The sequence below is a fragment of the Maribacter sp. genome (genome assembly GCF_049667165.1).
Lineage (GTDB): Bacteria > Bacteroidota > Bacteroidia > Flavobacteriales > Flavobacteriaceae > Maribacter_A.
In genome coordinates this window covers 1-9,587 of record NZ_JBATHS010000322.1, presented here as the reverse complement: position 1 = coordinate 9,587, position 9,587 = coordinate 1, and the positions used below count along the sequence as shown (strand labels likewise).

General features: G+C 40.1%; 9 protein-coding genes. All 9 read left to right on the top strand.

Annotated elements, in window-relative coordinates; translation table 11 throughout:
- Positions 1-627 (top strand): DUF4835 family protein (locus tag WBM98_RS14990; protein WP_424366837.1); only part of this gene is annotated, 627 nt, incomplete at its 5' end.
- Between the two features lie 59 nt (positions 628-686).
- A complete protein-coding gene (gene recN, locus WBM98_RS14985) occupies positions 687-2,339 on the top strand; it encodes a DNA repair protein RecN (RefSeq protein ID WP_424366836.1) in 1,653 nt (550 codons plus the stop codon).
- A gap of 87 nt (positions 2,340-2,426) precedes the next feature.
- Positions 2,427-3,293: an enoyl-ACP reductase FabI gene (locus WBM98_RS14980; RefSeq protein ID WP_424366835.1), complete on the top strand. Its 867-nt coding sequence runs from the start codon at positions 2,427-2,429 to the stop codon at positions 3,291-3,293.
- A 239-nt stretch (positions 3,294-3,532) separates the two neighbouring features.
- Positions 3,533-4,408: an electron transfer flavoprotein subunit beta/FixA family protein gene (locus tag WBM98_RS14975; RefSeq protein ID WP_424366834.1), complete on the top strand. Its 876-nt coding sequence runs from the start codon at positions 3,533-3,535 to the stop codon at positions 4,406-4,408.
- Between the two features lie 21 nt (positions 4,409-4,429).
- On the top strand, positions 4,430-5,449 hold the full coding sequence (locus WBM98_RS14970; RefSeq protein ID WP_424366833.1) for an electron transfer flavoprotein subunit alpha/FixB family protein: 1,020 nt from the start codon (positions 4,430-4,432) through the stop codon (positions 5,447-5,449).
- Positions 5,450-5,494: 45 nt separating this feature from the next.
- Positions 5,495-7,231, top strand: a complete 1,737-nt coding sequence (locus tag WBM98_RS14965; protein WP_424366832.1) for an acyl-CoA dehydrogenase family protein — start codon at positions 5,495-5,497, stop codon at positions 7,229-7,231.
- Between the two features lie 201 nt (positions 7,232-7,432).
- Positions 7,433-8,437, top strand: coding sequence for a glycosyltransferase (locus WBM98_RS14960; RefSeq protein WP_424366831.1), 1,005 nt, complete (start codon positions 7,433-7,435; stop codon positions 8,435-8,437).
- A 66-nt stretch (positions 8,438-8,503) separates the two neighbouring features.
- Positions 8,504-9,403 carry a hypothetical protein gene (locus WBM98_RS14955; RefSeq protein ID WP_424366830.1) on the top strand — a complete coding sequence of 300 codons (900 nt, stop codon included), beginning with the start codon at positions 8,504-8,506 and terminating at the stop codon, positions 9,401-9,403.
- Positions 9,400-9,587, top strand: a 188-nt coding sequence (locus tag WBM98_RS14950; RefSeq protein ID WP_424366829.1) for a dephospho-CoA kinase, incomplete at its 3' end; no start/stop codon positions are given. The genes WBM98_RS14955 and WBM98_RS14950, both read left to right, overlap by 4 nt.

The window sequence follows — 9,587 nt, the reverse complement described above, 5'->3', positions numbered from 1 at the left end:
ATCCAGATCCAGTCTTCAAGACCGGTTTTCAACACGTCCTATGAAACCCCGATTTTCAATTATAAGGACAATCAATTCAACTTTGAATATATCGAATTCCAACCTTTGGTTTTCAATGAGAATGTATTCGAATCGAATTTGGTGAGCGTCATAGCCTATTATGTGTATGTCATTTTAGGGTTGGATGCCGATACCTTTTCCCTTGAAGGGGGAAGCGAGAGTTTTAGAAAGGCCCAGAATATTGTTACCCAGGCACAAAGTAGTAACTCTTTGGGTTGGAGTCAATCTTCTGATCGCAGTCGTTTCGAATTGGTAGACAACTTGATGTCAAACACCTATAGGGAATACCGTGTGGCAATGTACAACTATCATAGAAAGGGCATCGACATTCTTGCCGATAACAACAGCACGGGTAAACAGGTGATTGCTGGGACCTTGAACTTGTTCGAGACCATGATTAAAAGAAGGCCCAATGCCTTTTTGGTCTCCACGTTTTTCGATGCAAAATCCGATGAGATCCGCAATATCTTTTCCGATGGTCCTAAAGTAGATGTGATCAAGTTAAAGGAAACCTTGAATCAAATCGCACCCCTGTATTCCAATACTTGGAATGAGATAAAATATTGATCCCCATTTTTTTCAACTGAAATATAAATTATCTTTACGGCAATCCGAAAATTAAGGTTTTGCTGAGCAATCTCTCCATTACGAACTATGCATTGATCAATAGGTTAAATGTGTCCTTTATGGGCGGATTTACTTGTATCACAGGGGAAACAGGCGCTGGTAAATCAATTTTATTGGGTGGACTTTCCTTGGTTTTGGGCAAACGGGCCGACCTTTCCACACTGCGAAATAAGGATGAAAAGTGTATTGTTGAAAGTGAGTTTGAAATCGGCAACTATGGTCTTTCATCTTTTTTTGCAGAAAATGATTTGGATTATGAAGAGAAGACCATCATTCGAAGGGAGATCTTACCCAGTGGTAAATCACGTGCCTTTATTAATGATACGCCCGTAAATTTGGATGTACTGTCCAAGTTGGGCGATAGATTGATCGATGTACATTCCCAGCATCAAACTTTGCAACTGGCAGAAAACGAGTTCCAATTTAAGGTAATCGATTCACTTGCAGATACCAAGACGATGCGCACTGAGTATACCGATCAATTGAAGAAATATCAAAATACTGCCTTGCAATTGGATGGATTGATCGACTTTCAGGCCAACGCCATAAAGGAACATGAGTATAACAGTTTTTTATTGAAAGAGTTGGAAGAAGCCCAGCTTCAAGAGGGGATGCTCGAAGAATTGGAAGAGCAATATGAACAAATGAGCAATATTGAGACCATTGTTGAACTATTGTCAAAAGGTCATCAGGTATTGAATGAGGAGCAAATAGGTCTATTGAACCTCTTGACAGAATTAAAGCAGGTATCGAATAAACTTTCGAGTTTTGGATCAGCCTACCAAGCATTGGACGGTAGAATACAATCCGTTCGCATTGAAATGGATGATATTGGCTCAGAATTGCAGGAGCTATTGGAGAAGGCAGATCTGGATCCAAAAGTATTGGATGAGGTAAACACCAAATTACAAGTGCTTTACAACCTACAGAAAAAGCATGGAGTGCGCGAAATTTCCGAATTGATTGGAATAAAGGAGGAACTTGCTGAAAAAGTTGAGGCGACCGAGAACATCGAGGCTAAAATTGCAGCCAAGGAAAAGCAATTGGAAACAGAGAAGCTTGAACTTGATAAATTGGCCTCTAAAATTTCAAAGGAACGACAGAAGGTCATCCCTGACTTAAAACGGCAATTGGAAGAACGTTTGGCTTTGTTGGGCATGCCCAATGCCCGTTTCAACATTGGTATCCGCCCGGCAATGGATTTCAAACCCAATGGAAAGGATGAGTTGTCCTTTTTGTTTGCGGCGAATAAAGGGACTGATTTCGGGGATCTTAAGAAAGTAGCTTCTGGAGGTGAACTTTCCCGTATCATGCTGACCATAAAGTCGATACTGGCCAAATACGAAAGCCTGCCTACGATGATGTTCGATGAAATCGATTCCGGGGTTTCCGGGGAAATCTCAAACCGTATGGCCGAGATCATGTTTGAAATGAGCAAGAGCATGCAGATATTTTCCATAACGCACCTACCGCAAGTGGCCTCCAAAGGCGACCACCATTTTAAGGTGTACAAAGAGGACAAGGACAGTGGTACCTTAACGAACATGAAAGAACTATCACAAGAAGAAAGGGTGCTTGAGTTGGCGGAAATGTTAGGTGGCAAGGCGCTATCGGATTCTGCCATGGCCCATGCCAGGCAATTGTTGAACTAAGGCTATTTTACCATCAAATCGGACAATCTTTTTATTCAACATATTTTAAATATCTTTGTCGAAATAATCAACTAAGAAAACGAGAACATGGCGTATAATTTATTAAAAGGAAAAAGGGGAATTATTTTTGGAGCTTTAGATGCAAATTCAATTGCTTGGAAAACTGCAGAGCGAATTCATGAAGAAGGAGGCACGTTTGTACTTACCAATGCGCCAATCGCTTTGCGCATGGGAACTATTTCTGAACTTGCGGAAAAAACAAATTCTGAGATTGTACCTGCAGATGCAACTTCAATGATGGATCTCGAAAACTTGGTAGACAAAGCTGTGGAGATATTGGGAGGAAAAATCGATTTCGTTTTACATTCAATTGGGATGTCTGTAAATGTACGTAGAGGAAATCCTTATACGCATCAAGATTATAATTTCACAAAGACAGGTTGGGATGTTTCCGCTTTGTCTTTCCATAGAACGATGAGTGTGCTTTACAACAAAGATGCCGTTAGTGAATGGGGAAGTATTGTAGGATTGACCTATATGGCAGCACAACGTGTATTCCCTGATTATAATGATATGGCGGATAATAAAGCCTATTTAGAATCTGTAGCACGTAGTTTTGGGTATTTCTTTGGACGGGATAAAAAAGTAAGGGTCAACACCGTTTCCCAATCCCCAACGCCAACAACAGCCGGTAGTGGCGTAAAAGGATTTGACGGTTTCTTGGCTTATGCAGAAAAAATGTCACCACTGGGTAATGCAACGGCATTGGAATGTGCAGATTATATCGTAACACTATTTTCAGATTTGACAAAGAAAGTAACACTTCAAAACTTATTCCATGATGGGGGCTTCTCTAATATGGGAGTAAGTACTGCTATAATGGAAGATTTTATGAAGAACAATGCTCCAGAAGAAACGGTGGCAGAGACGGTTAAGAAAGAGCGTAAAAAGTAGCGATTAACGTATAATGATATAAAGGAGGTCTTTTTAAGACCTCTTTTTTTTGTGCCATTTTTTCCATTGTATGAGTTTTGTCACCTTTTTTGCGAAAATGAGGTGTTATTTTTGGTACGGTTTAACAATCAATCCAAATAACACTTATGAAATGAGCCAGAACAATTAAGTTGCAACCAACCGCATTGTTCCAAGGCGAATTACATCTGACCAATAAAAATATAATATAATTTAAACAGATGAAACCACTCAAAATAGTTGTGCTGATTAAACAAGTGCCAGACACAAGAAATGTCGGTCCAGATGCAATGAAACCAGATGGTACGGTCAATCGCGGAAAATTGGATACCGTATTCAACCCTGATGACTTGCATGCTTTGGAATTGGCGCTTAATTTGAAAGATAGGGTTCCTGATACAGAAGTTACTGTAATGACCATGGGTCCCAGAAGAGCTGCCGATATTATTAGGGATAGTTTATATAGGGGCGCAGATAAAGGAATAATGATTTCAGATAAGCGGTTTGGAGGCGCAGATACTTTGGCAACAAGTTATACGCTTGTACGCGCAATTCAAAAATTGCCTTCTTTCGACATTATCATGGGCGGAAGACAAGCCATTGATGGAGATACCGCTCAGGTTGGCCCGCAATGTGCAGAAAAACTGGGCGTACCTCAAATAACCTATGTAGAAGAGATCATCTCGATTACAAATGATGAAGTTGTTGCCAAACGACGATTATCAAAAGGAGTTGAAATCGTTTCCTCACCACTGCCATGCTTAATGACCGTGCATGGGGCTTCACCTGCGTGTCGATCTAAAGAAGCAAAACGGATCATGCAATATAAATATGCCAGAACCACTTCCGAAATTCGTTCAACCGATGAGTTTTTGAAAGCATTACATGCTAAAAGACCCTATTTGACAATTCCAGAATGGGGCGTTGAGGATATTGATGCAGATGTGGCTAAAATTGGATTACCAGGTTCGCCAACAAAAGTAAAGAGTGTAGAAAGCATAGTTTTAACGGCTAATGAAGCAAAGGTTTTATCAGATTCGGATGTGGATATAGAAAATATGATCAAAGAGTTGATCAATCACCATATAATTGGATAATTGCTATTAAATAAAATTCAAATGAAAAGCGTATTTGTTTATTGCGAAGTTGAAAATCAGAAGGTTGCAGAAATAAGTCAGGAGTTATTATCAACAGGAAAAAAACTAGCTACAAAATTAGGTGCTCCTCTTGAAGCCATGGTTTTCGGCAATCAGTTGGAAGGAATCGAAGGTCAGATTTCCCCATATGGTGTGGATAGAATATTTGTGGCAGATGACGAAAGATTAGAACCGTATAGAACGTTGCCACATTCAGCGATTGCGACCCATGTTTTAAAACAGGAAGAACCTCAAATCGTCCTATTTGGTGCCACATCGGTAGGCAGGGATTTGGCGCCACGATTGGCTTCAGCCTTGAATTGCGGATTAACCGCCGATACGACCATTTTGGATATCGGCGATCATTTTGAGAAAAAAGAAAAGAAGGAATACAAAGATTTACTCTATGCAATAAGACCAGCTTTTGGGGGTAGTATTATGGCGAATATCATCAATTGGGACCAACATCCACAAATGGCCACGGTTAGGGAAGGCGTCATGAAAAAAGAGGTTTTTGATGAAAATTATAAATCAAAAATTGTTGAAGTAGATGTAAACTCAATAGTGAGCGATGAACATTTCGTTGTCAAAATCATAGAACGGCATATCGTAGAATCAGATGTAAATCTTAAAGAGGCGCCAATTATCGTAGCAGGGGGTTATGGGGTCGGTTCCAAAGAGAATTTCGAGCGTCTAGAAGAGCTGGCAAATTTATTGGGGGGCGAAGTAGGAGGCTCAAGAGCAGCTGTTGATGCTGGTTTTATTGATCATAATCGTCAGATTGGTCAAACAGGAACAACCGTAAGACCAAAACTCTATATAGCTGCCGGTATTTCCGGTGCCATTCAGCATACAGCAGGAATGCAAGATGCTTCGATGATCATTGCAATTAATAATGACCCGGAAGCACCGATAAATAGCCTTGCAGATTACGTGATTCATGGTGATTTAGGCGTTGTAATTCCTAAGATGATCAAATTTTATAAAGCCAACGCTAAATAGGGGTTTTAGATAGCGTTGTAAAAACCAAACTTAAAAAAGTAGAAAATGGATAATTTTTTTACCGATACACCCGATTTCAAATTTCATTTGACCCATCCGCTTTTTCAAAAAGTAGTTGCGCTTAAAGAGAAAAATTTCAAAGAATCCGAACACTATGATTTTGCACCTTTACATCATGAAGATGCTTTGGATAACTATGATAAAGTTTTGGAAATCGTTGGGGAAATTTGCGCGAATACTATAGCTGCAAATGCAGAATCGGTCGATTTGGAAGGTCCACATCTGGAAAATAATGAAGTGATCTATGCCAAAGGAACAACGGAAGATTACAAAGCACTTTATAATGCGGGTCTTATTGGGATGTCACTCCCTAGAAAATATGGGGGATTGAACTTTCCCATGTTACCCTATGTCATGGCTGCGGAAATGGTCGCAAGGGCAGATGCCGGATTTGCAAACATTTGGGGATTACAGGATTGTGCCGAAACTATTTATGAATTCGGTTCTGAAGAACAAAAGGATAAATATTTACCTCGGTTCAATCGTGATGGTGCAACGGCAGCAATGGTATTGACAGAGCCAGATGCGGGCTCGGATTTGCAATCCGTAAAATTGAAAGCCACTTTTGATGAAAAGGAAAACACGTGGAAATTAAATGGTGTCAAACGTTTTATCACCAATGGGGATGCCGATATATCATTGGTTCTTGCTAGATCGGAAGATGGCACCTTGGATGCAAGGGGTTTATCAATGTATATCTATGATAGAAACGACCACGCAGTTCAAGTACGACACTTAGAGAAGAAATTGGGTATCAAAGGTTCTCCGACCTGTGAGTTGGTATTTAAGGATGCACCTGCGGAATTGGTGGGCAAAGAACGCTTCGGATTGATTAAATATGTCATGGCCCTTATGAATTCAGCGCGTTTGGGAGTTGGGGCACAATCGGTTGGTATTGCCGATGCCGCGTATCATGAAGCTTTGAAATATGCTCAAGACAGGGCACAGTTTGGTAAAGTGATTTTAAAATTCCCTGCGGTATACGAGATGATAACCAATATGAAGGTGAAAATTGACGCTTTACGTTCCCTATTATACGAAACCACTTTATTTGTGGATATCACAAAAGCGTATGAAGAAACTATGAAAGAGCGCAACTTAGAAAAAGAAGAGCGTGCCGAAATGAAGCATTATATGAAATTGGCCAATGTTTTTACGCCATTGATAAAACTTACCGCTAGTGAAGCATGTAATGCGATCGCATATGATTCGCTTCAAATTCATGGTGGAACCGGGTTTATGAAGGATTTCCCCATAGAACGTATCTATAGGGATGCCAGAATTACATCGATATATGAAGGTACTTCACAATTACAGGCGGTTGCTGCCGTAAAAGGAGTTACAACTGGAGTTTATCTTGAGCAAATCAAGTATTACGATACTCAAATATCCGATAAGAATTGTGAGATCAGAACCAAGCTTCATAAGATGACTGAAGCTTACGAAACCATTACCAATAGGGTTATTGAATTGAATAACAACGAGTTGATCGATTTTCATTCCAGGCGATTGGTAGAAATGGCAGGAAACATTATCATGGGGTATCTTTTGGTCTTGAACAGCCAAAAAAATGAAGCCTTCTCTAAATCGGCAAGATTATTTGTGAATCTTGTAAGATCTGAAAATTTTGAGAGTTATAATTTTATTGAAAATTTTGAGGTTTCAGAGTTGGAATTCTATAGAGTCTTAAAACCCGAAGCGGTTATGGAGGACATTTCCTAAATACCGTATGGGACCCTATGATGCCGCAAAACCAACCTTGCTATTTTAAAGCAAGGTTTTTTGGCTATACAAGGTTTTGGAACGCATGTGCCGTTTCTGCATTCAGATAAAAGGAGTAAAAAACATCATTTTCTTTTACCGTATTTTGAATGGATACATCGTATTGATTGTAATATGGATTAATTACTTTTGTTCGGACCCATGAAAGCAAAAGATGTTTCCTTTATTATTCCTGTTTATAATAGACCCGACGAGGTTAAAGAACTCTTGGATAGTTTTTTGAAGTTGCAAGGCAATACCGATTTTGAGATTGTCATTGTTGAGGATGGCTCTCAGATTTCATCTAAAGATGTCGTGGCACAACATGATAAAACGCTTCGTATTTCCTATTTCCAAAAGCCGAATTCAGGCCCAGGCGATTCCAGGAACTACGGCATGCAACGTGCTAAGGGCAACTACTTTATCATCTTGGATTCTGACTGCATACTGCCGCCACAATATTTAACTGAAGTTTTAAATTCACTGAATGAACATTTTGTGCACTGTTACGGAGGGCCCGATGCCGCACACGATTCTTTCACAAAGGTTCAGAAGGCAATCAACTATGCCATGACTTCTGTTTTTTCCACAGGAGGTATCCGTGGCGGAAAGACGGCCGTCGATAAATTCCAGCCTCGAAGTTTTAATATGGGGATTTCAAAGGAAGCCTTTGACAAGGTCGGGGGCTATGGCAAGATACATCCCGGGGAAGATCCTGATTTGACGATTCGCATATGGAACCAAGGGTATGAAACCAAGTTGATACCCGAGGCCTTCGTCTATCATAAACGTAGGATAGATTGGCACAAGTTTTTTATCCAAGTCAACAAGTTTGGTATGGTACGGCCAATTTTGAACAAATGGCATCCCGAAACCGTTAAGGTGACCTATTGGTTCCCTACGCTTTTTTGTCTGGGATTTCTGGTCTCACTGTGCTTATTGGTTTTTAAGATCGTGCTGCCCTTTGGGTTCTATGTGTTATATTTTGCAGCGATATTCATCGATTCGTTGATAAAGAATAGAAACGTGATGGTTGCCTTACTTTCGATACTTGCGGTAGGGATCCAATTCTTGGGTTATGGTATGGGTTTTCTTAAATCAACCTTTTGGATTAATTTTAGCAAAAAGAAACCCAAAGACTTATTTCCTAATTTATTTTTCAACTAGAATTTTCAGAAAGTGCTACTAAAAATCAAGAACATACTCAAAAGACGCCAAGCAAAAATGTTTTTGATGTTCCTGTTATGTTCTAGTTTGATCTGGTTTTTGAACAATCTATCGGAGACCTACACCAACAACGCGACCTTTAATTTGATATTTGATAACGTTCCTGACAGTCTTTTACTCACCAAGACCTCTAAAAAGCAGGTCGATGTGAAAATACAGGCCACTGGATTTCAATTTTTAGGTTTCAATTTCAGGAACAAGGAAGTCAAGATCGATGTCGCTTCGATAAGCCGATCAAAAGGCCGGTATTTTATTCCCGAAAGTGTATATCGAAAACAAATCGTAAAACAATTACGATCAATGGTATTGGAAGACATCGATCGGGATACGCTCTATTTTGAATTTACCCGTTTGGGAACCAAGGTTGTGCCCGTGCATTCAAAATTGAAGGTTACGCTTGCGCAAAACCACATGTTGGATGGGCCGCTGCTTATAGAGCCCAATGAAGTGACCATCAATGGCCCGATTCATGTGCTGGATACCATAAAGTGGGTGAATACGGTCCCATTGGACCTGTTTGAAATAGCCGCTGACTTTACCACAGAGTTGGCCTTATCTAAAAGCGGGGAATCGGACCATTTAGTCTATTCAAATAATACGGTTATTGTGCAAGGTAAGGTAACGCGATTTTCAGAAAAGATGGTCAATGTCCCCATTCAAGTGATCAACTTGCCAAAAAGGTATGCCATTCGAACTTTTCCAGAGGTGGTTGCCGTGCTTTGCAAGGGTTCTTTGGATGAGTTAAAAGAACTGGAAAGCTCGGGTTTTGAGGTGGTCGCGGATTATAATTCGATAAAGGACAATGCATCGAAAACCATAGCGCTACAATTAGTTAGGAAGCCTGAGAATCTACAAAGTGCGGAATTGAATGAAACCCAAGTAGAATATATATTGAAAAGACAATGACAACAGTTGCATTGACGGGTAGTATAGGAAGTGGTAAAAGCACGGTGGCCAAAATGTTCAAGAGACTTGGCGTGCCTGTTTATAACTCGGATAAGGAAGCCAAAAAGTTGATGCAGTCCTCTAAGAAGTTACGATCCGCTATAACCAAACTATTTGGGGAAAGGGCATACGTCGACAAAAAATT

Bases quoted from the DNA above. Each gene is read 5' to 3' on its own strand.
- WBM98_RS14970 (WP_424366833.1), top strand. From the start codon at position 4,430: ATGAAAAGCGTATTTGTTTATTGCGAAGTTGAAAATCAGAAGGTTGCA.
- WBM98_RS14955 (WP_424366830.1), top strand. From the start codon at position 8,504: ATGTTCCTGTTATGTTCTAGTTTGATCTGGTTTTTGAACAATCTATCG.
- WBM98_RS14980 (WP_424366835.1), top strand. From the start codon at position 2,427: ATGGCGTATAATTTATTAAAAGGAAAAAGGGGAATTATTTTTGGAGCT.
- WBM98_RS14965 (WP_424366832.1), top strand. From the start codon at position 5,495: ATGGATAATTTTTTTACCGATACACCCGATTTCAAATTTCATTTGACC.
- WBM98_RS14975 (WP_424366834.1), top strand. From the start codon at position 3,533: ATGAAACCACTCAAAATAGTTGTGCTGATTAAACAAGTGCCAGACACA.
- WBM98_RS14960 (WP_424366831.1), top strand. From the start codon at position 7,433: ATGAAAGCAAAAGATGTTTCCTTTATTATTCCTGTTTATAATAGACCC.